The sequence below is a fragment of the Pseudoxanthomonas sp. USHLN014 genome, from assembly GCF_037153335.1.
Classification (GTDB): Bacteria; Pseudomonadota; Gammaproteobacteria; order Xanthomonadales; family Xanthomonadaceae; genus Pseudoxanthomonas_A; species Pseudoxanthomonas_A winnipegensis.
The window spans coordinates 50699-73501 of sequence record NZ_JBBCKO010000002.1 but is presented as its reverse complement, the minus strand read 5'-3'; the positions used below and the strand labels follow the sequence as shown (position 1 = coordinate 73501).

General features: G+C 67.5%; 22 protein-coding genes. 12 read left to right on the top strand and 10 right to left on the bottom strand.

Going from position 1 to position 22803, the window contains the following annotated elements:
* The first annotated feature begins 21 nt into the window (after nt 1-21).
* Nucleotides 22-834, top strand: coding sequence for a plasmid replication/partition related protein (locus WFQ05_RS04335; protein WP_337052815.1), 813 nt, complete (start codon nt 22-24; stop codon nt 832-834).
* 18 nt (nt 835-852) lie between these two features.
* Here the strand turns inward: WFQ05_RS04335 and WFQ05_RS04330 are convergent, their stop codons facing one another.
* The 8 genes from WFQ05_RS04330 to otsB all read right to left on the bottom strand — a co-directional run bounded on the left by WFQ05_RS04330 (nt 853) and on the right by otsB (nt 8823).
* Entirely contained in the window at nt 853-1656 is an 804-nt protein-coding gene (locus WFQ05_RS04330; protein ID WP_337052814.1) for an SDR family oxidoreductase, read from the bottom strand.
* A 76-nt stretch (nt 1657-1732) separates the two neighbouring features.
* On the bottom strand, nt 1733-2287 hold the full coding sequence (locus WFQ05_RS04325; protein ID WP_337052813.1) for a DUF1415 domain-containing protein: 555 nt from the start codon (nt 2285-2287) through the stop codon (nt 1733-1735).
* Nucleotides 2288-2297: 10 nt separating this feature from the next.
* Entirely contained in the window at nt 2298-2780 is a 483-nt protein-coding gene (locus WFQ05_RS04320; RefSeq protein WP_130523800.1) for a YajQ family cyclic di-GMP-binding protein, read from the bottom strand.
* A 68-nt stretch (nt 2781-2848) separates the two neighbouring features.
* Nucleotides 2849-3151 (bottom strand): hypothetical protein, encoded by a 303-nt coding sequence (locus tag WFQ05_RS04315; RefSeq protein ID WP_130515096.1) that lies wholly within the window; start codon nt 3149-3151, stop codon nt 2849-2851.
* 356 nt (nt 3152-3507) lie between these two features.
* Complete coding sequence (locus WFQ05_RS04310) at nt 3508-4188, bottom strand: OmpW family outer membrane protein (RefSeq protein ID WP_130523799.1); 681 nt, start codon at nt 4186-4188, stop codon at nt 3508-3510.
* Nucleotides 4189-4840: 652 nt separating this feature from the next.
* Nucleotides 4841-6208 (bottom strand): alpha,alpha-trehalose-phosphate synthase (UDP-forming), encoded by a 1368-nt coding sequence (gene otsA, locus WFQ05_RS04305; RefSeq protein ID WP_130523798.1) that lies wholly within the window; start codon nt 6206-6208, stop codon nt 4841-4843.
* Complete coding sequence (locus WFQ05_RS04300) at nt 6205-7986, bottom strand: glycoside hydrolase family 15 protein (RefSeq protein ID WP_337052811.1); 1782 nt, start codon at nt 7984-7986, stop codon at nt 6205-6207. Before WFQ05_RS04300 ends, otsA begins: the two co-directional genes overlap by 4 nt.
* A gap of 84 nt (nt 7987-8070) precedes the next feature.
* A complete protein-coding gene (otsB, locus tag WFQ05_RS04295; RefSeq protein ID WP_130515105.1) occupies nt 8071-8823 on the bottom strand; it encodes a trehalose-phosphatase in 753 nt (250 codons plus the stop codon).
* 234 nt (nt 8824-9057) lie between these two features.
* Between otsB and WFQ05_RS04290 the strand changes: the two genes are divergently transcribed.
* Nucleotides 9058-10500 carry a dihydrolipoyllysine-residue acetyltransferase gene (locus WFQ05_RS04290; RefSeq protein WP_337052809.1) on the top strand — a complete coding sequence of 481 codons (1443 nt, stop codon included), beginning with the start codon at nt 9058-9060 and terminating at the stop codon, nt 10498-10500.
* 15 nt (nt 10501-10515) lie between these two features.
* A complete protein-coding gene (lpdA, locus tag WFQ05_RS04285) occupies nt 10516-12651 on the top strand; it encodes a dihydrolipoyl dehydrogenase (RefSeq protein WP_337052808.1) in 2136 nt (711 codons plus the stop codon).
* A 483-nt stretch (nt 12652-13134) separates the two neighbouring features.
* Here the strand turns inward: lpdA and WFQ05_RS04280 are convergent, their stop codons facing one another.
* The gene (locus tag WFQ05_RS04280; protein ID WP_130515111.1) at nt 13135-13962 is read right to left on the bottom strand and encodes a hypothetical protein; all 828 of its coding nucleotides are present in this window, start codon (nt 13960-13962) and stop codon (nt 13135-13137) included.
* Nucleotides 13963-14506: 544 nt separating this feature from the next.
* On the opposite strand from WFQ05_RS04280, the gene WFQ05_RS04275 reads away from it, so the two are divergent.
* The 9 genes from WFQ05_RS04275 (at nt 14507) to WFQ05_RS04235 (ending at nt 21955) form a co-directional block, all read left to right on the top strand.
* The gene (locus WFQ05_RS04275) at nt 14507-14890 is read left to right on the top strand and encodes a hypothetical protein (protein ID WP_337052807.1); all 384 of its coding nucleotides are present in this window, start codon (nt 14507-14509) and stop codon (nt 14888-14890) included.
* Nucleotides 14887-15711 (top strand): F0F1 ATP synthase subunit A, encoded by an 825-nt coding sequence (gene atpB, locus WFQ05_RS04270; RefSeq protein ID WP_130515113.1) that lies wholly within the window; start codon nt 14887-14889, stop codon nt 15709-15711. Before WFQ05_RS04275 ends, atpB begins: the two co-directional genes overlap by 4 nt.
* A gap of 64 nt (nt 15712-15775) precedes the next feature.
* Complete coding sequence (atpE, locus tag WFQ05_RS04265) at nt 15776-16054, top strand: F0F1 ATP synthase subunit C (RefSeq protein ID WP_130515115.1); 279 nt, start codon at nt 15776-15778, stop codon at nt 16052-16054.
* Between the two features lie 96 nt (nt 16055-16150).
* Nucleotides 16151-16621 (top strand): F0F1 ATP synthase subunit B, encoded by a 471-nt coding sequence (locus WFQ05_RS04260; protein WP_130523792.1) that lies wholly within the window; start codon nt 16151-16153, stop codon nt 16619-16621.
* Nucleotides 16622-16637: 16 nt separating this feature from the next.
* Nucleotides 16638-17165 carry a F0F1 ATP synthase subunit delta gene (locus tag WFQ05_RS04255; RefSeq protein WP_131658613.1) on the top strand — a complete coding sequence of 176 codons (528 nt, stop codon included), beginning with the start codon at nt 16638-16640 and terminating at the stop codon, nt 17163-17165.
* A 98-nt stretch (nt 17166-17263) separates the two neighbouring features.
* Nucleotides 17264-18826: a F0F1 ATP synthase subunit alpha gene (atpA, locus tag WFQ05_RS04250; RefSeq protein ID WP_130515121.1), complete on the top strand. Its 1563-nt coding sequence runs from the start codon at nt 17264-17266 to the stop codon at nt 18824-18826.
* Between the two features lie 116 nt (nt 18827-18942).
* Entirely contained in the window at nt 18943-19806 is an 864-nt protein-coding gene (gene atpG / locus WFQ05_RS04245; protein WP_130515123.1) for a F0F1 ATP synthase subunit gamma, read from the top strand.
* 146 nt (nt 19807-19952) lie between these two features.
* Complete coding sequence (gene atpD / locus WFQ05_RS04240; RefSeq protein ID WP_130515125.1) at nt 19953-21359, top strand: F0F1 ATP synthase subunit beta; 1407 nt, start codon at nt 19953-19955, stop codon at nt 21357-21359.
* A gap of 173 nt (nt 21360-21532) precedes the next feature.
* On the top strand, nt 21533-21955 hold the full coding sequence (locus tag WFQ05_RS04235; RefSeq protein ID WP_130515127.1) for a F0F1 ATP synthase subunit epsilon: 423 nt from the start codon (nt 21533-21535) through the stop codon (nt 21953-21955).
* A gap of 387 nt (nt 21956-22342) precedes the next feature.
* Here WFQ05_RS04235 and WFQ05_RS04230 read toward each other — a convergent pair whose 3' ends face one another.
* Nucleotides 22343-22750 carry a GtrA family protein gene (locus WFQ05_RS04230; protein ID WP_337052805.1) on the bottom strand — a complete coding sequence of 136 codons (408 nt, stop codon included), beginning with the start codon at nt 22748-22750 and terminating at the stop codon, nt 22343-22345.
* Between the last annotated feature and the right edge of the window lie 53 nt (nt 22751-22803).

Sequence of the window (22803 nt, the reverse complement as noted above, 5' to 3'; positions counted from 1 at the left end):
CCCTCGCACACCCGGCAGTCCATGAACATCGTCGTCAGAGAAGACCTCAAGGCCTACATCGATCCGCTCACGCCCGACGAGTACGCCGCGCTGGAGCAGAGCCTGCTGGCCGAAGGCTGCCGCGACGCGCTGGTGCTGTGGGGCGAGGTGCTGGTCGATGGCCACAACCGCTACGGCATCTGCCAGAAGCACGGGCTGCCGTTCAACACCGTGCAGAACACGCGCTTCACCTCGATGGAAGACGTGCATCTGTGGATGATCGACCAGCACCTGGGCCGGCGCAGCGTGTCGGATTTCCAGCGCGGCGTGCTGGCGCTGCGCCGGCGCGACATCCTGCTCGAACGCTCGCGCCAGGCCGCGCCCGCGCCGGCGGCGCAGGAACCCGCCGGCGAAGGCGATGCCGGGGCTCCGCCGTGGGACACCAGCGCGCCGGCCTCCGCCGCGCCGGTGGTGACCTCGGCGATGCTGCCCACGCGCGAGGAACTGGCCCGCGCCGCCAAGCTCAGCAACAGCCAGGTCGCGGCGATCGAGAAGATCCAGAAGCAGGCCACCCCCGAAGTCATCGCCGCGGTACGCGCGGGCGAGCTGTCGATCAACGCCGCCGCCGTGGTCGCCTCCTTGCCGGCGCAGGAGCAGCAGGCCGCCGCGCAGGGCGGCGCGCATGAGCTCAAGGAGGCCGCCAAGCGCGTGCGCGACGCCAAGAAGCGCCCCAAGCCCGCGGCCAAGCCGGTCGAGGACCTGGAGCTGCCGCAGCTGCGCACGCGCCTGGCGCAGCTGCAGGAAGAGATCGCAGCCGTGGAAGCGCGGATCGCCGAGCTGGAAGCCGCCGCCTGACCCAGGCGGCGCGCCGCTTCAGGCGTACTGCATCTTGCGCGTCATCCCACCGTCGACGATGAACTCCTGTCCGGTGACGAAGCCGGACAGCGTCGGCGCCAGCAGCTGCACGGCCAGCGCGCCGATGTCTTCCGGCGTGCCGACGCGCCCGGCCGGGTGCTGGGCGTGATCGGCCTCGAAAAGCTTGGGCGTGCGCCGGCGTAAGGGGCCGCGCCAGGCCTCGGTGGCGATCCAGCCCGGGCTGATTGCGTTGACTCGCACGCGCGGGCCTTCGCTCAGGGCCAGCGCATGGGTGAAGGCGACCAGCCCGCCCTTGGCGGCGGCGTAGGCTTCGCTGTGCGGCTCGGACTGGTGCGCGCGGGTCGAGGCGATATTGACGATGGCACCCTCGCCGTGGGCGCGCAGCGCCGGCAGCGCATGCCGGCTGCACAGGAAGGCGCCGTGCAGGCTGGCCAGGCGCCGGTTCCATTGCGCCAGGTCCAGCGTGTCCAGCGGCGGCACGTGCGGATCGGGCGGGCCGGCGTTATTGACCAGCCCGTCCAGTCGGCCGAAGCGCTTGAGGGCCGCGTCGACGAAGGCGGCCACGCTGCGCTCGCTCGTCACGTCCAGGCGCTTGAAGAAGGCGTCGTCCCCGCGCGCCCATTCGGCCAGGCAGGCCTTGCCCGCGTCGGCATCCAGGTCGCCGATCGCCACGCGCCCGCCGGCGCCCAGCACGGCCTGCGCGATCCCGCGCCCGATGCCCTGCGCACCACCGGAGATCATCACCACGCGGCCGGCCAGCGGCGCGGGGTTCCAGGGCGTGATCGGCGGTGTCAGCGACATGGCGGTGTTCCGGTGGCGATGGCGCCACAGTGTCCTCGCCCCCGCATCTGCGGGGCGTGTGCGTTCCGCGATGCGCTCAGTCGTCCAGCAGGCGCCGCCAGCCGTCCACGCCGAGTTCGTCAAGCGTGGCGATGTTGCGCTCCACGATCACGTCCGGATCGGGAAAGGCCGCCACGGCGCGCTCGACGCTGTCCTCGCGCAGCAGGTGCAGCGTCGGCCAGGGGGAGCGGTTGGTGTAGTTGGACACATCGTCCGGCGCGGCGCCGGCGAACTGGTAATCCGGGTGGAAGCTGGCCACCTGCAGGATTCCCTGAAGGTCCAGCTGCTCGACGGCCATGTCGGCGTTGTCGAGGAAGTCGTTGTAGTCCAGGAAGTCGGTCAGCACGTCCGGGTGCACGATCAGCGTGGTGTCGATGAGCTCGGCCGGGGTCTCCCGCAGCAGCACCAGCTCTTCCATCAGCTGCTCCAGCAGCGCCTCGGGCGTGGTGGCGTCGCTGAGCACCATGCGCACCTGCTGCTTGACGTAGACGGCCTTGGCGAACGGGCACAGGTTCAGCCCGATCACCGCGCGCTCGAGCCAGCGGCGGGTGTCGGCGAGCGGGTCGTGCAGGGCAGCGTGCTGGTTGGACATGCGTGGCGGGCTAGTCGCGGAAGTTGTCGAACTGCAGCGGCTGCTCGAACTCGTGCTGCTTCAGCAGCGCGATGGTCTGCTGCAGGTCGTCGCGCTTCTTGCCGTTGACGCGCAGCTTGTCGCCGTTGATCTGGGTGTCGACCTTGATCTTGGATTCCTTGATCTTGGCCGCGATCTGCTTGGCCAGCTTCTGCTCGATGCCCTGCTTGACGGTGATCTTCTGGCGCGCGCCGGCCAGGTTGGTCTCCACCTCGCCGAACTCCAGGCAGCGCGCGTCGATGCCGCGGGCGATCAGGCGCGCGCGCAGGATGTCTTCCATCTGCTTGAGCTGGAAATCGCTCGGCGCCGACTGGTTGATCGTGTTGTCTTCCAACACGAACTTGGCATCCACGCCCTTGAAATCGAAGCGGTTGGACAGTTCGCGGTTGGCCTGATCCACCGCATTGGTCAGTTCGTGGGAATTGACCTCGGAGACGACGTCGAAGGAGGGCATGGCGCACCTGGCGCGAAAAATGAAGGCGCAAAGGGTAGCGCAGCGCGGCGGCGCCGTCAGGGCCGGATTCAGTACGGCTCGTCTTCCTCGTTGAGGACCTCGATCACCGCGCCGGTGACGAAGGCCACGCGTTCGGCAACCTCGCGCACGCGGCGCACGCCCTCGTCGTTGGGCGCCTCGACTTCGATCACCGAGTAGCTACCTGCCATGTCGTCGCTCAGGCCGGCCGAGCTGGAGTCGTCGTCGTCGCCGTGCGGCATCAGGTCCTCGATCTCCTCGATGTGCTCGATGCCTTCGATCGACTCCAGCGCATCGGTCAGCTGCAGGGTGGACGCGTCATCGCCGGTCACGCGCAGGCGCAGGGTGGGCATGGGGTTCTCCAGATGGTTCGTTACCGCAGGATGCTGACCACGCTTGCGCGAAGGCGCGGTGAGTACCAGGGACTTCGCGCACATCGAGGTTCTTCTCCCGAGCGACGGACTGCGGGCTGTGAGGGTTTTCTTGGCTTCGGAGGTGCTGCGGTCCGGAGGGCCGCTGCCTCGGGCGTCGGGTACAAGGCTTCGTTTCGAATGAAGTCCTGATCGATTCGTCGTGGGCTTCAGACCGCAGGGGCGCTGCCGGCTGTCGAAGCGTGTTTACTGGCGCGACATCTTGTCTAAACCCATAAAAAAAGCGGCGGCCCCTGGGGCCGCCGCCTTGTCGGTTGCGATGTCACCGACGCCTTGGATCAGAAGCGGGCGCCGATACCGAAGCCGACCGTCCACGGGTTCAGATCCAGCGACGCGCCGCTGCTCTTGCCGTTCACGGTGAGGTCCGGCGAACCGTCGAGGTAACGCGCGTCGAAGCGGGCGAACCAGGTCGGGTTGATGTTCATGTCCACGCCGACGGTGCCGATGGCGCCCTTGGCGTCTTCGATGCCAACGTGCGAGCCCGGGACGCTGCCCAGCTTCTCGTTGCTGAAGTTGGACTCGTAGTAGCCCACGCCCACGAACGGACGGAACACCTGGTCCGGAGTGCCGAAGTGGTACTGCGCGCTCAGCGCGAGCGGCATCTGCTCGACGCTGCCGATCTTGCCCTGGTCGTCGGTGACGTCATGCTTGAACTTGCCCGCGGCGCCCCACAGCTCGACGGCGATGTTGGGGGTGGCGTAGAAGCTGGCGCTCAGCGTCGGGGCGGTGGCGCCATCGACGTCGAGGGTGGTGCCCTTCAGCGGGCGCGAGGACGGCTGCAGCATGGTGGCGCTGCCGACCACGGCCCAGCGCTTGAACGCTGCGTCAGCGTCGCCGCCGGTGGTGCTGTTGGTGGCCACGCCATGCGGCGTGGAATCGTTGACGGCTTCCTGCGCAAAGACCGGCGGGGCGGCGAGCAGCGGCACCAGGGCCAGGCCAACCAAACGGATCGACTTCATGGGGACTTCCTCTTCGTTCTTGTCTTGTGGGGCCCGCTCACTGGCGGGACGGCGCACACCGTAGGCGCGGCCAAATGAACGATTCCCTGCACGGCATGCGTGGTTCAGGCTCCCGCACAGCAACGCTTCATCTTGTTGGAAGCGTGTGCAGGCGCAGCGCTAGGCGTGGTGTAGAAAAACGTTAAATCGCGGCGATTTTCTTCACGCGCTGTCGATGCCGTTTTGAACGGCGGCGTTCAGCCTGGGTGACGGTTTTGGCGACGATTTGCGCAAGCTCGGACGCGTTCATCGTCGCCTCGACGGCTGCTAGGCGGCTACCACCGACGTTGGGATAGCCCGCTAGAACTGTCGTTGCGATCACACAGTCGTTCCCGCGAAAGCGGGAACCCAGGGACTTTGGCGCTCTTGCTTAGGAACGCATCGCCGCTGGTGTTTGATCGGAAAAGCTCCGACCCCTCCCCAGCCCTCCCCTGCGCCAAAGGCGAAGGGGAGGGCTGGGGAGGGGTGCTCTTGCTTCTGGCTTCAGATCACCGGGAACGCTTGATGACGGAAGCGCCGACGCCCTTTCCCGCCTTCAGACAGCCGGCGCGCCACCCTGAGCAACGGGCGCCCCAACACCACGCCCACGCCCGACCCAGCCCCACAAAGCCCCTCACCCCTGCTCCAGCGCCTCCAGATAGCGCTGCCGCCACTCGGAAATATCGTGCTTCTGCAGGTGCGCGAACATCGCCCGCCAGCGCTCGATGCGCTCGGCCTTGGGCATCGCTGCGGCCGTGGCGATCGCGTCGGCCACGCCGTCCAGGTCGTGCGGGTTGACGATCAGCGCCTGGCTCAGCTCGTCGGCCGCGCCGGCCAGGATCGACAGCACCAGCACCCCGGGGTCCTCCGGGTCCTGGGCGGCTACGTATTCCTTGGCGACCAGGTTCATGCCGTCGCGCAAAGGGGTGACCAGGCCGACCCGGGCCATGCGGTAGAAACCGGTCAGCGTGGCGTGGGTGTAGTTCTGGTTGACGTAGCGGATCGGGGTCCAGTCGGCCTCGGCATAGGTGCCGTTGACGTGGCCGGCGATCTGCTCGAGCTGGCCGCGCAGCAGGCGGTACTCGGCGACCTCGCCGCGCGAGACCGGCGCGATCTGCAGGAAGGTCAGGCTGCCGCGCTGGGCCTTGTGCCGCTGCAGGTAACGCTCGAACCCGTTGAAGCGCTCTGGCAGGCCCTTGGAGTAATCCAGCCGGTCCACGCCGATGGCCAGTTCGCGTCCGCGCAGGCTCTCGCGCAGCGCGCGCACCGGCGCCTTGTTGGCCGCGGCGCGGGCCTGCTGGGCGATCAGCCCGGTGTCGATGCTGATCGGGAAATCGCCGGTGCGTACGCGGCGCCCGTCCGGCGACTCGATCAGGTCAGGGCCGAGCACCTTGCCACCGGCGAACAGGCGCACATAGGCCTGGTAGCGCTCCACGTCGCGCCGGGTGTGGAAGCCGATCAGGTCGTAGGCGTAGAGCGTGCTGAAGATGCGCTGGTGATCGGGCAGGGCCACGATCAGGTCGGCCGAGGGCATCGGCGTGTGCAGGAAGAAGCCGATCCTGCAGCCCACGCCGCGCTCGCGCAGCAGCGAGGCCAGCGGGATCAGGTGGTAGTCGTGGATCCAGACCGTGTCGCTGTCCTTCAGCAGCGGCGCCAGCTTGTCGGCGAACAGCGCGTTGACGCGCGCATAGCCCTCGCGCTTGCTGCGGTCGTAGTCGACCAGATCCAGGCGAAAGTGCAGCAGCGGCCACAGCGAACCGTTGGCGAAGCCGGTGTAGTACGCGTCGTGGTCGGCACGGTCCAGGTCCATGGTGACGAAGGTGATGTCGCCCTCGCGCTGCTCGTGCAGCCTGCCGCTTGGCTCGCGCGTGACCTTGCCGCTCCAGCCGAACCACATGCCGCCGCGCTCGGTCAGTGCCGCGCGCAGGCCCGTGGCCAGGCCGCCGGTCTGCGGCTGGCCGGGCAGGGCGACGCGGTTGGAGACGACGACCAGCCGGCTCATGAGGCCTCCTGCCAGGAGCGCGACAGGCGCATGGCCGCGGTGATCAGGCCCACGTGCGAATAGGTCTGCGGGAAGTTGCCCCAGGCTTCGCCGTCTTCAAAGGTCAGATCCTCCGACAGCAGGCCGACGTGGTTGCGGCGCGCCAGGATGCGCTCGAACATCGCTCGCGCCTCGTCCTTGCGGCCCATCGCCGCCAGCGCGTCGATGTACCAGAAGGTGCAGATGGTGAAGCTGGTCTCCGGCTCGCCGAAGTCGTCCGGCGCCACATAGCGGAACAGCGCGTCGCCCTTCTTCAGCGTGCGGCCGATGGCCTCGACGGTGCCGACGAACTTCGGATCGTCGGCCGCGATGAAGCCCACGTCGGCCAGCAGCAGCAGCGAGGCGTCCAGGTAGTCGCTCTCGAACGAGGCGCTGAACCAGCCCAGGTCCTCGCGCCAGGCGCGTTCCAGCGTGGTGGCGCGGATGGTGTCGGCGCGCGCGCGCCAGTGCGCGGCGCGCTCGGGCAGCTCCAGGCGCTCGGCGATCTTGGCCAGGCGATCGCAGGCGGCCCAGCACATCACGCTGGTATAGGTGTGCACCTCGGCGCGGCCGCGGAATTCCCACAGGCCCGCGTCGGGCACGTCGTACAGGGCGAAGGCGCGCTCGCCCAGCGGCTCGAGCCGCTCGAAGGTATGCCGGTCGCCCGGATCGACCAGACGCTGGTCGAAGAACAGCTGGGTCGAGGCCAGTACCACCGAGCCGTACACGTCGTGCTGCTTCTGGATCCAGGCCAGGTTGCCGCGCCGCACCGGGCCCATGCCGCGATAGCCGGTCAGGCTGGGCACCTCGTGCTCGTGCAGCTCGACTTCGAAGTTGATGCCGTACATCGGCTGCAGCGTGCCGTCGTGGGTGGCGATGTTGAAGATGTAGCCGAGGAACTGCTCCATCGTGCGCGTGGCGCCCAATCGGTTGAGCGCGCGCACCACGAAGCCGGCATCGCGCAGCCAGCAATAGCGGTAGTCCCAGTTGCGCGGCGTGTCCGGCGCCTCGGGGATGGAGGTGGTCATTGCCGCGATGATGCCGCCGCTGTCCTCGTACTGGCACAGCTTCAGCGTGATGGCGCTGCGGATCACCGCGTCCTGCCAGTCCAGTGGGATGGACAGATAGCGCACCCACTCGGCCCAGTAGTGATGGGTGTTCTCCTGCGCCTCGCGCACGTAGCCGGGCAGCGAACGGCGCAGCGATTCGTCCGCGCCCAGCACCAGGTGCACCGGGTGGTTGAGGACGAAGGCGGTCTCCTCGCGGATGAAGCGCACCGGCACATCGGTGGTCAGCCGCAGCGTGAACTCGGGCAGCAGCCAGCGCACGTGGTTGCTGCCCCAGGTCGACTCGGGCTTGCGCGCACCCCAGTCGGCCAGCGGCCGGGCGCGCACGCGAATGCGCGGGTTGCCGGTGAGCGGGCGGATCTGGCGGATGATGCTGACCGGCCGATAGAAGCGCTGGTTCTCGCGCCAGCGCGGGGCGAAGTCGATGATCTCCAGCGCGTTGCCGTGCGCATCGCGCAGCACGGTGCGCAGGATCGCGGTATTGGTCAGGTAGTGCTGCTCGCTGGAGGCCAGGTCCTCCAGCTCCACCGCGAAGTCGCCGCCGACCTGGTCCTTGGGGCCCAGCAACGCGCAGAACGCCGGGTCGCCATCGAAGGCGGGCATGCAGCTCCAGACCACGCGGCCCTGCTTGTCGATCAAGGCGCCAAAGCTGCCATTGCCGATCACGCCCATGTCCAGGTTGGGTTGTCGCATGCGGGCTCCGTGGGGATGTTGCGAAGTGGGAGGAGAAAGCGCGGGTGTTGCAGGCTTGCGATCAAGACCGATCCGGAAGGCCCGTCACGCGTCCTGCAGGCTGGCCTGCAGCCAGGCATGCACGGCGGCCACATCGGGCAGCGCGTACATCGCATGGCTGTTGGCGCGGCGGCCGACCAGCACGCTCCAGCCGCCGGCGCTGTTGGCGGCCTCGAAACCGTACTCGTCGGTCAGATCGTCGCCGACGAAGACCGGGGTGCGCCCGGCGAACGGTGGCTGTTCGAGCAGCCTACGCACTGCGCGGCCCTTGTCCACATCGCTGGGCACCAGTTCCAGCACATGGTCGCCCGGCTGCAGGCGATAACCGGTCAGCTGCGGCAGGTGCCGGGCGGCCAGGTCGCGCAGCGGCTCGGCCGCGCGCGGCGCGGCGCGCCAGTGCAGGGCGATGTTGCTGCCCTTGTCCTCCACCAGCACGCCGGGGTAGCGGTGCGAGAGCACCGTGGCCTCGCGGCGCAGCGCCGCCAGGGCTTCGGCCGGGACGGTGCGCGGGACCTGCGGGGCGCCGCGCAGCTCCTGCCCGTGCATGCCGGCCGCCGGCAGCGTGAGCGGCGCGAACACCAGGTCCAGCGCCTTCAGCGGGCGGCCGCTGACCACCGCCAGCGCGCCGTCCAGCTGTGCGGCCAGGCGCGTGATGGTGTCCAGGCCGCCCTCCGGCAGGCGGACCGAGGTGGGATCGTCCTGGAAGTCCAGCAGCGTGCCATCCACGTCCAGGAACAGCGCGCAGTGATCGCCCAGCGCGGGCGGGGTGGGGAAACGGTTGGGGGCAGTGGGGGCCATGGGGTGGCGCGATCGGCGGGGCGTCTTCAGCGTGCAAACGTCGGACGGCATTGTTCTCAACACGGGGTGAACGGGCGGTGTTGGGCGCGGGTCAGGGAGAAATCGGGCGGATCGGACGATATTTCGTCAAGGCCTGACAGAATTTCGGCTACGACCATCCGCCAAGGTTGGCGCGACGCATCGCAGACGTACAATGCCCGGCCCGTCCCACCCAATCCTTCGGAGTTCCCCAAGATGGCTCAAGCCCAGGAAGCGCGCGTCCCCGATATCGGCGACTACAGCGACGTGCCCGTGATCGAGGTGCTGGTGTCCGTCGGGGACACCGTGCAGAAAGATCAGGGGTTGATCACCCTGGAGTCGGACAAGGCCACCCTGGAAGTGCCGGCCGCCTTCGGCGGCGTGGTCAAGGAACTCAAGGTCAAGGTCGGCGACACGCTCTCGGAAGGGTCGGTCGTGGCCCTGATCGAGCCGGCCGGCGAGGGCGGCGCGCCCAAGGCCGAGGCCAAGCTGGCCGAGGCGCCCAAGGCGGCGCCGTCCCCGGCCAAGCCGACCGAGCCCGATGCGCCGGTCGAGCCGGTCGACACCGCCGGCACGACGCCGGACAAGCTGACCCAGCGCGAGATCGCCCAGGCGCAGTCGCGCACCGCCTCCGGCGCCACCGCCGGCCAGGCCGAGCCGCCGTCGCCGCCGACCAGCACCCCGCCGGTCAGCTTCGACGCCTCGCGCGTGATGCCCGACAAGGTGCCGCACGCCAGCCCGGCGGTGCGCCTGTTCGCCCGCGAGCTGGGCGTGGACCTGAACCAGGTCAAGGGCAGCGCGCGCAAGGGGCGCATCACCCGCGAGGACGTGCAGGGCTTCGTCAAGCAAGCGCTCTCCGGCGGCGGCGCTGGCGCCCCGGCCGCCGCGCCGGTGGCCGCCGGTGGCGGCAATGGCCTGAGCCTGCTGCCCTGGCCGAAGGTGGACTTCGCCAAGTTCGGCGAGACCGAGGTCAAGCCGCTCTCGCGCATCCAGAAGATCTCCGGCGCCAACCTGGCGCGCAACTGGGCCATGATCCCGCACGTCACCCAGTTCGACTCGGCCGACATCACCGATCTGGAAGACCTGCGCGTGACGCTCAACAAGGAGGCGGAGAAGTCCAAGTCCGGCGTCAAGCTGACCATGCTCGCCTTCCTGATCAAGGCCAGCGCCGCGCTGCTGAAGAAGTACCCGACCTTCAACGCCTCGCTCGACGCCACCGGCGAGAACCTGACGCTGAAGAAGTACTTCCACATCGGCTTCGCCGCCGACACGCCCAACGGGCTGGTCGTGCCGGTGATCCGCGACGTGGACAAGAAGGGCGTCAACGACATCGCTGCCGAGACCGGCGAGCTGGCCAAGAAGGCGCGCGAGGGCAAGCTCGGCCCGGCCGACATGACCGGCGGCTGCTTCTCGATCTCCTCGCTGGGCGGCATCGGCGGCACGGCGTTCACGCCGATCGTCAATGCGCCGGAGGTGGCCATCCTGGGCGTGTCCAAGTCGGCCATCCAGCCGGTGTGGGACGGCAAGGCGTTCCAGCCGCGGCTGATGCTGCCGCTGTCGCTGAGCTACGACCACCGCGTGATCGACGGCGCGCTGGCCGCGCGCTTCACCGCTGATCTGGCCAAGGTGCTCGGCGACATGCGCCGGGTCCTGCTGTAACCGGAGGCTGCGCGCATGGCGAACACCATTGAAGTGAAGGTGCCGGACATCGGCGATTTCTCCGACGTGCCGGTGATCGAAGTGCTGGTCTCGGTCGGCGACACCGTGACCAAGGAACAAGGCCTGGCCACGCTGGAATCGGACAAGGCCACGCTGGAAGTGCCGTCCTCGGCCGACGGCGTGGTGAAGGAGATCAAGATCAAGGTCGGCGACAAGGTCTCGCAGGGCAGCCTGGTCGTGGTGCTGGAAGCCGCGGGCGAAGCCGCCGCGGCACCGGCTCCCGCAGCGCCCCCGCCGGCCGCGCCGGCCAAGGCCGAGGCGCCCAAGGCCGAAAAGGTCGAGCCCAAGCCCGAAGCTGCCGCGCCCGCGCCGGCCGCCGGCCCCATCGAAGTGAAGGTGCCCGACATCGGCGACTTCTCCGACGTGCCGGTGATCGAGGTGCTGGTCGCGGTCGGCGACACCGTGGCCAAGGAGCAGGGCCTGCTGACCCTGGAATCGGACAAGGCCACGCTGGAAGTGCCGTCCTCGGCCGCCGGCAAGGTCAAGGAGATCAAGGTCAAGGTCGGCGACAAGGTCAACCAGGGCGATCTGGTCGTGGTGCTCGAAGGCGAGGCCGCGGCCGCGCCTTCGCAGGCCCCGCGCGCCGCGCCGGTCAGTGCCTCGCCCGCCAAGCCCGAGGGCGTCCAGGCGCCCAAGGCCGCGGCCGGCACCGGCCGCAAGGCCGACATCGAATGCCGCATCGTGGTGCTGGGCTCCGGTCCCGGCGGCTACACCGCCGCGTTCCGCGCCGCGGACCTGGGCCTGGATACGGTGCTGATCGAGCGCTACGCCAGCCTGGGCGGCGTGTGCCTCAACGTCGGCTGCATCCCGTCCAAGGCGCTGCTGCATTCGGCCAACGTCATCGACGAGGCCGCCCATGCCGAAGAGTGCGGTATCGAGTTCGCCGCGCCCAAGATCCACCTGGACAAGCTGCGCAGCTACAAGGAAAAGGTCGTCGGTACCCTGACCAAGGGTCTGGCCGGCATGGCCAAGCAGCGCAAGGTGCGCGTGGTCCAGGGCGTGGGCACGTTCGTGTCGGCCAACGAGATCGAGATCGTCGGCAGCGACGGCAAGACCCAGCTGCTGCGCTTCGAGCAATGCATCATCGCCGCAGGCAGCCAGGCGGTGAAGCTGCCCAACTTCCCGTGGGACGACCCGCGCGTGATGGATTCCACCGACGCGCTCGAACTGGCCGAAGTGCCCAAGTCCCTGCTCGTGGTCGGCGGCGGCATCATCGGCCTGGAAATGGCCACCGTGTACAGCGCGTTGGGCAGCCAGGTGACCGTGGTCGAGTTCATGGACCAGCTGATGCCCGGCGCCGACAAGGACCTGGTCAAGCCGCTGGCCGACCGCCTGAAGAAGCAGGGCGTCGTGGTCCATCTGAAGACCAAGGCCGCCGGCGTCAAGGCCGAGAAGAAGGGCATCACCGTGACCTTCGAATCGGCCACCGAGGGCGCCAAGCCCGATCTGGAATCCGGCACCTGGGACCGCGTGCTGGTGGCCGTGGGCCGCGCGCCCAACGGCAAGAAGATCGGCGCGGACAAGGCCGGCGTGCAGGTCACCGATCGCGGCTTCATCCCGGTCGATCCGCAGATGCGCACCAACGTGCCGCACATCTTCGCCATCGGCGACATCGTCGGGAACCCGATGCTGGCCCACAAGGCCACGCACGAGGGCAAGCTGGCGGCCGAAGTCGCCTCGGGCGAGAAGAAGGAGTGGGTGGCCCGCGTGATCCCGTCGGTGGCCTACACCAACCCGGAGATCGCCTGGGTCGGCGTCACCGAAACCGAGGCCAAGGCCAAGGGGCTCAAGGTCGGCGTGGCCAAGTTCCCGTGGGCGGCCAGCGGCCGCGCCATCGGCATCGGCCGCACCGAAGGCTTCACCAAACTGATCTTCGACGAGGAGACGCACCGCATCGTCGGCGGCGGCATCGTCGGCGTGCATGCCGGCGATCTGCTGGCCGAGATCGGTCTGGCGATCGAGATGGGCGCCGAGGCCGAGGACATCGGCCACACCATCCACGCCCACCCGACCTTGAGCGAGTCGGTCGGCATGGCGGCCGAGGTCTACGACGGCACGATCACCGACCTGTACATCCCGAAGAAGAAGTAAGCGGATTCCGTCGCTCCCGCGATCGCGGGAGCGCGGGTCTGCGACGCTTCGCGCGAAAGTCCCTGGATGACCAGACATTCGTCTGTTGTGGAGCGATTCCCGCGTTCGCGGGAATGACGATCGGATTTTTGCCCGCAGGTTCGCGTCCGTGCATAAGGTGACCAGAAGCAAAAAGCCCCGGCATGCCGGGGCTTTCTCTTTTGCAAATCAAGCTTTCCAGCAAGCCCCATTCCACGCTCCGGAAGGAGAGCCCCCTTGAGTCAAGGGGGCGCGCCGAAGGCGCGGGGATCTGGAGACTCATAAGCCGGGGCCCGAAGTTTGCAAAGCAAACTTTGGGGCTTCAGCGCGCATCGCGCGTTGAAGCGCTACCCCCTTGAGTCAAGGGGGCGCGCCGAAGGCGCGGGGATGTGGAGATTCATAAGCCGGGGCCCGAAGTTTGCGCAGCAAACTTTGGGGCTTCAGCGCGCATCGCGCTGAAGCGCGTTAGAACGCAAACGTCAGACCCACCGTCGGGCCCTTGAACTCCAGGTCCAGGCCGGCGCGACCGGTGATGTCGCCGGAGGTGTAGGGCTCGCTGTAGTTGATCTTGAACCAGTCGTAGCCGGCGAACACGCCGAAGTTCTGGGTGAACTTGTACTCGACCGTGGCGTTGGCGCGCTTGATCTTGCCGTCGTAGTCGAAGTTGCCCCAGTTCGCGTCCAGGTACTGGCCCTGCACGTTGATCAGCCAGCGATCGCCCGGGGTGGCGGTGAAGCGCACGCCGACCACGGGGGCGACGCCGTCTTCCTTCCAGGTTTCGCGGTAGCGGCCCAGCGTGCCGGCGTCGGCGGTGGCCTTGGCGTCCAGCTTGGCCCACTCGGCGCCCAGCTCCAGGCCCATCGAGAACTTGTCGGTCTCCACCACCGAGAAGTCGTAGATCAGGCTGGCCAGCTGGAAGCGCGAATCCAGCTTGACGAAGCTGCCGCTCGGCACGGTGTTGCCCTGATAGGAGATGTCCTCGGACAGGGTCTGCTTGTTGTCCTTCTGATAGCGGAAGTAGTCGAAGATCAGACGATTGCGGTTGCTGATGTGCCACACGCCGTCCACGCGCGGCGACACCTCGGCGCTGCCGAAGTCGAAATCGCGCTTGCCGCTCACGCTCTGGCCGAAGCCTTCGGCGCTGCCGCGCAGGGTGGCGTCGCCGTCGGCGTTCATGGCGCCCACGCGCAGGGTGAAGGTGTCGTTGTTCTCCTGCGCGCTGGCCGGGGCCGCGACGGCGCCTAGCAGCGCGAGGGACAGGCCTGCCAGGGCCAGGGACGGGATGGCTTTCATGGGGTGCTCTCTCTACGGATCGGATGTATTGCCGGTGACGCCCGGCTCAGGTGCGCACACGCTGCACGCGGTCCGGTGCACGTCCGGTGAAGAAATGAGACTCCAAGATTCATTCATGCAGAAAGCGTGTGACGATCCGCCGCCGGCCTGGACGAGGCGCGCATGTGCCGTTGGAGACGCCTGCGCTGGCGCCGGTGTCGCCTGGACGTCATGGGCCGGCATGACGCGCAATAAAAGAGCCCCGGCGCGCGCGCCGGGGCTCGGGAAGGTCTGCGACAGAGCATCGACGAGGAAGTGGGTCGCAGACCTCGCATGCCCTTGACCGGCGCCACCGAGGAAAAGTTCCCCACCAACCGGCATGCGCGTGACGCACTGCGGAAACGCTTTCAGCCAAGCCCGCACACGCACATGAGCGAACGGACAGCTTTTCTCAGGCAAATCAGACTTTTGAAGGTTGTCGCGAAAATCGCCGCGCTGCTATACTTTGGCGGCTTGACGGGGCCACTCGCACTCACCGTCTCTCGCATCCCACAAGGCCAACGACGTGCTGAACTCCGTAAACACGGGTCGGCAACTGGCACAGCGGGCGATAGCCTGGCAGGCTGCCGCCGCCGTGTTGGTCGCGCTGGCCTGGCTGGCGAACTCGCCGCAGCACGCCCTCGGGGCGTTGTACGGGGGGCTTGGCTTCACCGCCGGATCCTGGGCTGCCGCGAAAGTGGCGCTGGGCGGCGGGATCGCCCCGGCCGGCGTCGCCTTCGCGCGACTGCTGATGGGGGTGGCGGCGAAGTGGGTGGTGGTACTGCTGGTGCTGGTGGCGGGTCTGGCCGGATTTCGGTTGCCAGGCCTGGCGCTGATCACCGGCCTTGTAGGGGCCGCACTGGGCATGGTGCTGGCCAATCTGATCCAACGCAAAGGTGTTGCCACGTGAGTGAAGCCAACAATTCGGGCGGTCTGACCGAATACATCACCCATCACCTGGGTCACAACGCTGGCCAGGCGCTGGGCGGGACGTTCCATTTCGACAGCTGGCTGATCGCGCTGACGCTGGGCCTGATTTTTGTGGCCTGGTTCGCGTTCTTCGCCCGCCGCGCCACCGCCGGGGTGCCGACCAAGGGTCAGGCCTTCGTCGAGCTGGTGATGGAATTCGTCGACGGCCAGGTCAAGGACACCTTCCACGGCAACCGCAACTCGGTGACGCCGCTGGCGCTGACCATCTTCATGTGGGTGGTCTTCATGAACACGATGGACCTGATCCCGCTGGATCTGCCGTCGTTCCTGATCACCCACACCGCGGGCGCCGAGGCGGCGCACCACACCTATTTCCGCATGGTGCCTACCGCCGACCTGAACACCACGCTGGCGCTGTCGGTGACCGTGTTCTTCATCCTGATCGGCCATGCGCTGGCGGCCAAGGGCGGCTTCGGCTTCGGCAAGGAGCTGCTGACCGCGCCGTTCCATGCGCACGGCATCGGCGCGATCATCCTGGCGCCGGTCAACCTGGCCATGAACATCATCGAGTGGCTGGTCAAGCCGATCTCGCTGGCCATGCGGTTGTTCGGCAACATGTACGGTGGCGAGCTGGTGTTCATGCTCATCGCCGGCCTGATGAGCGGCTGGGTGACCTTCCTGCCGGGCGTGATCGCCAACGCGGCCTGGGGCATCTTCCACATCCTGATCATCCTGCTGCAGGCCTTCATCTTCATGATCCTCACCGTCGTCTACATCGCCGGTGCGCGTGAAGGCCACTAAAGCCGCTTCTACCGTTTTTCGCTTCACCCTTTCGTACTAACCAACCAATCGCTGGAGAGTTTTCATGGAATTCATCGCACACCTGCAGGGCATGACCGCCATCGCCATCGGCCTCATCATCGGCCTGGGTGCCCTGGGTGCCTGCTTGGGCATCGCCATCATGGGTTCCAAGTTCCTGGAATCGGCCGCCCGTCAGCCGGAGCTGATCCCGGTGCTGCAGGGCCGCATGTTCCTGCTGGCCGGCCTGATCGACGCCGCCTTCATCATCGGCCTGGCCATCGCGCTGTACTTCGGTATCGCCAACCCGCTGCTCACCGCTGTGCTGAACGCGCAGGGCGGCTAATCCGCCGTCGTCGCGATCCTCATTCGCGGATCGCCAGGTAACGCTCGCCATGCGGTCAGCGCATGGCGGGTTGAACGAACCCGTCGAGGACACGTCATGAACGTCAACATGACCTTCTTCGGCCAGATGCTTTCCTTCGTGATCCTGATTGTGTTCACGATGAAGTTCATCTGGCCGCCGCTGAATGCGGCGCTTGAAGAACGGCAGAAGAAGATCGCCGAAGGCCTGGCCGCTGCAGACCGCAGCCAGAAGGACCTGGCGCAGGCGCAGGAGAAGGCCAACGAGGCCCTCAAGGACGCCCGCGTCAAGGCCAACGAGATCATCGACCAGGCCCACGCCCGCGCCAACCAGATCGTCGAGGCCGCCCGCAACGAGGCGATCACCGAGGCGAACCGGCAGAAGGAACTGGCCCAGGAAGAGATCGCCGCCGCCGCCAACCGCGCCCGCGAGGAGCTGCGCAAGCAGGTCTCCGTGCTGGCCGTGAGCGGCGCCGAGAAGCTGCTGCACCGCGAGATCGATCCGGCCGCCCACAAGGCGCTGCTGGATGAACTGGCTGCGCAGATCTAAGGCGGATGATCCGATCATGAGTCAGTCCATCACGCTCGCCCGCCCCTACGCCCGCGCCGCCTTCGGCGCGGCGCAGGATGCGCAGCAGCTGCCGGCGTGGTCGCAGGCGCTGGGTTTCTCCGCCCAGGTCGCGGCCGATCCGCGCATCGCCGCGCTGCTGCCCAATCCGCAGCTGACCCGCGAGCAGGCCCTGGCGCTGCTGGCGCCCGAAGGCGCAGGCGAGGAATTCACGCGCTTTCTGGGCGTGCTGGCCGATGCCGGCCGCCTGGCGCTGCTGCCCGAGATCGCCGCGCTCTACGAGCAGCTGCGCGCGCAGGCTGAGCACGTCGTGCTGGCCCGGGTGACCTCGGCGGCCGAACTGCCGCCGGGCGAGCTGGACGTGATCAAGGCCGCGCTGGCCAAGCGTTTTGGCCGCCAGGTCGAGGTGACCACCGAGGTGGACGCTTCGCTGATCGGCGGCGCCATCATCGATGCCGGCGACGTGGTCATCGATGGTTCGCTCAAGGGCAAGCTGGCGCGCCTGCAGACGGCGCTGGCGGGCTGATTCCAGGCGCCGCCGGACGCGCTGCAGCGACCGGCTGGCGACAGGCACACGCTTTCATTTATCCGCAGCCGCGCACCGGCTGCACAAGGAAAACCATCATGGCCACCACGCTCAACCCCTCTGAAATCAGCGACCTCATCAAGACCCGCATCGAGCAGGTCAAGCTGGCCGCCGAGTCGCGCAACGAAGGCACCGTGACCAGCGTGTCCGACGGCATCGTGCGCATCTTCGGCCTGGCCGACGTGATGCAGGGCGAAATGATCGAGCTGCCGCCCGCCGGCGAGGGCACGCCCACCTTCGCCCTGGCCCTGAACCTGGAGCGCGACTCGGTCGGCGCCGTGGTGCTGGGCGACTACGAGCACCTGCGCGAAGGCGACGTGGCCAAGACTACCGGCCGCATCCTGGAAGTGCCGGTCGGTCCCGAGCTGCTGGGCCGCGTGGTCAACGCGCTGGGCGAGCCGATCGACGGCAAGGGCCCGATCAACACCGCGCAGACCGCGCCGGTGGAGCGCGTGGCGCCGGGCGTGATCTGGCGCAAGTCGGTCGATGAGCCGGTGCAGACCGGTTACAAGTCGGTCGACGCCATGATCCCGATCGGCCGCGGCCAGCGCGAGCTGATCATCGGCGACCGCCAGACCGGCAAGACCGCGATGGCCATCGATGCGGTGATCAACCAGAAGGACTCGGGCATCAAGTGCGTGTACGTCGCCATCGGCCAGAAGGCCTCGACGGTGGCCAACATCGTGCGCAAGCTCGAGGAGAACGGCGCGCTGGCCCACACCATTGTGGTGGCCGCCACCGCCTCGGAGTCGGCCGCGATGCAGTACATCAGCGCCTATTCCGGCTGCACCATGGGCGAGTACTTCCTGGACCGTGGCCAGGACGCGCTGATCGTGTACGACGACCTGTCCAAGCAGGCCGTGGCCTATCGCCAGATCTCGCTGCTGCTCAAGCGCCCGCCGGGTCGCGAAGCCTATCCGGGCGACGTGTTCTACCTGCACTCGCGCCTGCTGGAGCGCGCCTGCCGCGTGTCCGAGGACTACGTCGAGAAGTTCACCCAGGGTGAGGTCACGGGCAAGACCGGTTCGCTGACCGCGCTGCCGATCATCGAGACCCAGGCCGGCGACGTCTCGGCGTTCGTGCCAACCAACGTGATCTCGATCACCGACGGCCAGATCTTCCTGGAGACCGACCTGTTCAACGCCGGCATCCGTCCGGCGGTGAACGCCGGTATCTCGGTCTCGCGCGTCGGCGGCGCGGCCCAGACCAAGATCATCAAGAAGCTCTCCGGCGGCATCCGCATCTCGCTGGCGCAGTACCGCGAGCTGGCGGCGTTCGCGCAGTTCGCCTCGGACCTGGACGAAGCCACCCGCAAGCAACTCGAGCGCGGTCAGCGCGTGACCGAGCTGATGAAGCAGAAGCAGTACGCGCCGATGTCCATCGCCCTGCAGGCGCTGTCCATCTACGCGGTCAACGAGGGCTACCTGGACGACGTGCCGGTGAACAAGCTGCTGGCCTTCGAGGCCGGCCTGCATGCGCACTTCACCAACACCCAGGGCGCGCTGCTGGACAAGATCAACGGCACCGGTGCCTGGGACGGCGAGATCGAAGGCGCCTTCAAGCAGGGCATCGCAGAGTTCAAGCAGACCGGTAGCTGGTAACCCAGTTGCCGGGAATCGGGAATAGAGAATAGGGAATCGTAGGAGCGGGATCCGGGCTTTGCCCTTTCCCGATTCTCCATTCCCCATTCCCACGAAGCGAGTAAAGCGAGCGAGAGATGGCAGGCGGACGCGAAATCAAGAACAAGATCAAGAGCGTGCAGAACACCCGCAAGGTGACGCGCGCCCTGGAGATGGTCTCGGCCGCGAAGATCCGCCGCGCCCAGGACCGCATGAAGACCTCGCGCCCCTACGCGCGGGCGATGCGCCAGGTCATCAGCCATCTGGCCCAGGCCAATACCGACTTCCAGCACCCCTACCTGGTGGAGCGCGAGAAGGTCGAGCGCGTCGGCTACATCATCGTGTCCTCCGACCGCGGCCTGGCCGGCGGCCTGAACAACAACCTGTTCCGCAAGACCCTGGGCGAGATGCGCCAGTGGCAGGACAAGGGCGCGCAGATCGACGTGGTGACCATCGGCCAGAAGGCCTCGGTGTTCTTCCGTCGGCTGAAAGTCGACATGGTCGGCAGCCTGAGCCACCTGGGCGATGTGCCGCATGTGGAACAGCTGATCGGCGTGGTCAAGGTGATGCTGGAGGCGTACGAGTCGGGCAAGGTCGACCGCGTCTTCCTGGTCTACAACCACTTCGTCAACACGATGTCGCAGAAGGCCTCCTTCGACCAGCTGCTGCCGCTGCCGCAGGCCGAGGAAGACGTCGCCAAGCACGACTGGGACTACATCTACGAACCCGACGCCAAGACCGTGCTCGAGCACGTGCTGGTGCGCTACGTCGAGTCGCTGGTGTACCAGGCGGTGCTGGAGAACGTGGCCTCTGAGCATGCCGCGCGCATGGTCGCGATGAAGGCCGCCAGCGACAACGCCAGCAAGCTGATCGGCACCCTGCAGCTGTCCTACAACAAGGCCCGTCAGGCGGCGATCACCCAGGAAATTTCCGAGATCGTCGGCGGCGCGGCCGCTGTGTAAGTGCCGGGATTCGGGATTGGAGAATCGGGATTGGCAAGAGCAGCGCAGCGCGCTTCAGCCAATCCCGAATCCCGAATCCCCAATCACGAAATCCAAGGGATGGCGCAGGCCATCCGGACAGAAATAAAGCTAACCGGAGCAGCAAAATGAGTCAGGGCAAGATCGTTCAGATCATCGGCGCGGTCGTCGACGTCGAATTCCCGCGCGGCGAAGTGCCGAAGGTGTACGACGCGCTGAAGGTGGACAACACCGAGATCACGCTGGAAGTGCAGCAGCAGCTGGGCGACGGCGTGGTCCGCACCATCGCGCTGGGCTCCACCGATGGCCTCAAGCGCAACCTGGTGGCCACCAACACCGGCAAGGCGATCTCCGTGCCGGTCGGCAGCGCCACGCTGGGCCGCATCATGGACGTGTTGGGCCGCCCGATCGACGAGGCCGGCCCGGTCGAAGGCAGCGACAGCTGGGAAATCCACCGCGCCGCGCCGTCCTACGAGGACCAGTCCTCCTCCACCGAGCTGCTGGAGACCGGCATCAAGGTCATCGACCTGATGTGCCCGTTCGCCAAGGGCGGCAAGGTCGGCCTGTTCGGCGGCGCCGGCGTCGGCAAGACCGTCAACATGATGGAGCTGATCAACAACATCGCCAAGGCGCACAGCGGTCTGTCCGTGTTCGCCGGCGTGGGCGAGCGTACCCGCGAGGGCAACGACTTCTACCACGAGATGAAGGACTCCAACGTCCTGGACAAGGTGGCGATGGTCTACGGCCAGATGAACGAGCCGCCGGGCAACCGTCTGCGCGTGGCGCTGACCGGCCTGACCATGGCCGAGTACTTCCGCGACGAGAAGGATGCCTCGGGCAAGGGCAAGGACGTGCTGCTGTTCGTCGACAACATCTACCGCTACACGCTGGCCGGTACCGAAGTGTCGGCGCTGCTGGGCCGCATGCCGTCGGCGGTGGGCTACCAGCCCACCCTGGCCGAGGAAATGGGCGTGCTGCAGGAGCGCATCACCTCGACCAAGTCCGGCTCGATCACCTCGATCCAGGCCGTGTACGTGCCCGCGGACGACCTGACCGACCCCTCGCCGGCGACCACCTTCGCCCACCTGGACTCCACCGTCACCCTGAGCCGCCAGATCGCCTCGCTGGGCATCTACCCGGCCGTGGACCCGCTGGACTCCACCAGCCGCCAGCTGGACCCGCTGGTGGTGGGCGCCGAGCACTACGACGTCGCCCGTCGCGTGCAGTCCACGCTGCAGAAGTACAAGGAACTGAAGGACATCATCGCCATCCTGGGCATGGACGAGCTGTCCGAGGAAGACAAGCAGTCGGTCTCGCGCGCGCGCAAGATCGAGCGCTTCTTCAGCCAGCCCTTCCACGTGGCCGAAGTGTTCACCGGCGCCCCGGGCAAGTACGTGGCGCTGAAGGACACCATCCGCGGCTTCAAGGGCATCCTGGATGGTGAGTACGACCACCTGCCCGAACAGGCCTTCTACATGGTCGGTGGCATCGACGAGGCCGTCGAAAAGGCCAAGAAACTGGCTGAGAAGGCCTGATCTGGATGCCGGCCGCAGGCGGCTGGCATCCGGGAATGGGGAATCGGGAATAGAGAATCGTCAAGGCGGGACACGAGGTATCGACGGCATCGCGTAGTGGTCGGCAGCAAGCACTCTGCTTCTCCCATTCCCGGTTCCCGATTCCCCATTCCCGCCTCACCCAGTGAGGCACCATGAGCACCATCCGTTGCGACATCGTCAGCGCCGAGCAGGAGATCTACCACGGGGAAGCTACCCTGGTGGTCGCCACCGGTGAGCTGGGCGAGCTGGGCATCGCGCCCAAGCACGCGCCGCTGATCACGCGCCTGAAGGCGGGCAAGGTCGTGGTCACCACGCCCTCCGGCGAGCATCTGGACTTCGCCATCTCCGGCGGGATCCTGGAGGTCCAGCCGCAGGTGGTGACCGTGCTGGCTGACACCGCCATCCGCGCGCAGGACATCGACGAGGCCGCGGTCAAGGCAGCCAAGGACGAGGCCGAGCGCGTGCTGGCCAACCGCGGCGAGACCGAGGACCTGGCCGAAGCCCAGCGCAAGCTGATGGAAGCCGTGGTCCAGCTGCAGGCCCTCGAGCGCCTGCGCAAGACGCTCAAGCACTGAGCGCTCGGGCGGCCCGGCCTGGGCCGCAGACGCGGAAATGCAAAACGCCGGCGCAAGCCGGTGTTTTGCGTTGTGGAGTGGCAGATACCCCGCTCGATGGGAGCCGCCATGGCGGCGACGAGGCCTTACCTGTGACCTTCCTGGGGTAAAGCCCCATCGCCGCCATGGCGGCTCCCACCTGTAGAGCGGAGCTTGCTCCGCTAGGGCTTGCCGATGATCCGGTCGAAACGCAGCAGAGCAAGCTCCGCTCTACAAAAAGGCCGCGGCTTGAACTGAGAGACAGTTGCTCCCACCAAGCAGGGGGCTCTTCGGCGAGCGACTAGCGAAGATCAGCAAGGCCAGCACGCCATTGGCCAGCAGGCCAGCTCCCACCAAGCGTGGTGGCGCTCAGCGATAGATCACATAGCGGCTGGCGGCGAAGGTCAGCACCGCCAGCACGCCCTCCACCAGCGGCTTGGCCAGCCAGGCCAGCTGCAGGCCCAGGCGCTGCTCGACCAGCAGAATCATCCAGGTGCTGAGCACCGTGGCGGGGATCCACACCGCCAGGAACCGCGCGAACCGCGACCACCCCAGCCGCGCCCCGTCCTCGCGCGAGGCGAAGGTATACCGCCCGTTGAGCCAGAACCCCAGGATCGCCCCCGCCACGCGCCCGGCGAGGTTGGCCGGCACCGCGTCGAGGCCCAGCGCACTGAGTGCGACAAAGACGCTCCAGTCCAGCAGCAACTGCACGCCGCCGACGACGACGAAGATCGAGCCCTGCTTGAACAGCTGCGGCGGTAGCGAGAAGGAGCCCATGCGGCGCATTCTAGCCGGCGCACGCCTGCGGCCCTGTAAGATCGCGCGCAGTT

Bases quoted from the DNA above. Each gene is read 5' to 3' on its own strand.
- WFQ05_RS04235 (WP_130515127.1), top strand. From the start codon at position 21,533: ATGAGCACCATCCGTTGCGACATCGTCAGCGCCGAGCAGGAGATCTAC.
- WFQ05_RS04315 (WP_130515096.1), bottom strand. From the start codon at position 3,151: ATGCCCACCCTGCGCCTGCGCGTGACCGGCGATGACGCGTCCACCCTG.
- WFQ05_RS04260 (WP_130523792.1), top strand. From the start codon at position 16,151: ATGAACGTCAACATGACCTTCTTCGGCCAGATGCTTTCCTTCGTGATC.
- WFQ05_RS04330 (WP_337052814.1), bottom strand. From the start codon at position 1,656: ATGTCGCTGACACCGCCGATCACGCCCTGGAACCCCGCGCCGCTGGCC.
- atpG (WP_130515123.1), top strand. From the start codon at position 18,943: ATGGCAGGCGGACGCGAAATCAAGAACAAGATCAAGAGCGTGCAGAAC.
- otsB (WP_130515105.1), bottom strand. From the start codon at position 8,823: ATGGCCCCCACTGCCCCCAACCGTTTCCCCACCCCGCCCGCGCTGGGC.
- WFQ05_RS04320 (WP_130523800.1), bottom strand. From the start codon at position 2,780: ATGCCCTCCTTCGACGTCGTCTCCGAGGTCAATTCCCACGAACTGACC.
- WFQ05_RS04300 (WP_337052811.1), bottom strand. From the start codon at position 7,986: ATGCGACAACCCAACCTGGACATGGGCGTGATCGGCAATGGCAGCTTT.
- WFQ05_RS04335 (WP_337052815.1), top strand. From the start codon at position 22: ATGAACATCGTCGTCAGAGAAGACCTCAAGGCCTACATCGATCCGCTC.
- WFQ05_RS04230 (WP_337052805.1), bottom strand. From the start codon at position 22,750: ATGGGCTCCTTCTCGCTACCGCCGCAGCTGTTCAAGCAGGGCTCGATC.
- WFQ05_RS04280 (WP_130515111.1), bottom strand. From the start codon at position 13,962: ATGAAAGCCATCCCGTCCCTGGCCCTGGCAGGCCTGTCCCTCGCGCTG.
- WFQ05_RS04310 (WP_130523799.1), bottom strand. From the start codon at position 4,188: ATGAAGTCGATCCGTTTGGTTGGCCTGGCCCTGGTGCCGCTGCTCGCC.
- atpA (WP_130515121.1), top strand. From the start codon at position 17,264: ATGGCCACCACGCTCAACCCCTCTGAAATCAGCGACCTCATCAAGACC.
- lpdA (WP_337052808.1), top strand. From the start codon at position 10,516: ATGGCGAACACCATTGAAGTGAAGGTGCCGGACATCGGCGATTTCTCC.
- WFQ05_RS04255 (WP_131658613.1), top strand. From the start codon at position 16,638: ATGAGTCAGTCCATCACGCTCGCCCGCCCCTACGCCCGCGCCGCCTTC.
- WFQ05_RS04325 (WP_337052813.1), bottom strand. From the start codon at position 2,287: ATGTCCAACCAGCACGCTGCCCTGCACGACCCGCTCGCCGACACCCGC.
- WFQ05_RS04290 (WP_337052809.1), top strand. From the start codon at position 9,058: ATGGCTCAAGCCCAGGAAGCGCGCGTCCCCGATATCGGCGACTACAGC.
- atpD (WP_130515125.1), top strand. From the start codon at position 19,953: ATGAGTCAGGGCAAGATCGTTCAGATCATCGGCGCGGTCGTCGACGTC.
- otsA (WP_130523798.1), bottom strand. From the start codon at position 6,208: ATGAGCCGGCTGGTCGTCGTCTCCAACCGCGTCGCCCTGCCCGGCCAG.
- atpE (WP_130515115.1), top strand. From the start codon at position 15,776: ATGGAATTCATCGCACACCTGCAGGGCATGACCGCCATCGCCATCGGC.